Origin of the sequence: Halalkalibacter flavus (assembly GCF_036663575.1) — a bacterium.
Classification (GTDB): domain Bacteria; phylum Bacillota; class Bacilli; order Bacillales; family Bacillaceae_D; genus Halalkalibacter; species Halalkalibacter flavus.
Genome location: NZ_JAWRVK010000439.1, coordinates 1 through 231 on the forward strand (window position 1 = coordinate 1; position 231 = coordinate 231).

The following is a 231-nucleotide window of genomic DNA, read 5'->3' on the forward strand; positions in this document are numbered from 1 at the left end:
GCATGTGGTGTACGAACATCGGGCTGGGCCGTGATGAAATGGCGGACGTGATTGCGCAGCAGGTTCGCGAAATGGCGTACGCCAATCCGTTTGTCGACATGACCAATGTGCCGGCAGCGAATCTTGCAGCAAAGATCGCTGAACTGGCGCCGGGCGACCTGAATCACGTGCTATTCACTTGCGGAGGCTCAACAGCGAACGATCTCGGTTACCGCATCATTCGCATGTATC

At 56.3% G+C, this 231-nt stretch carries 1 pseudogene; it reads left to right on the top strand.

From position 1 onward, the window contains the following. Positions 1–231, top strand: a pseudogene (locus SAY88_RS25725) (aminotransferase family protein); the annotation flags it as partial.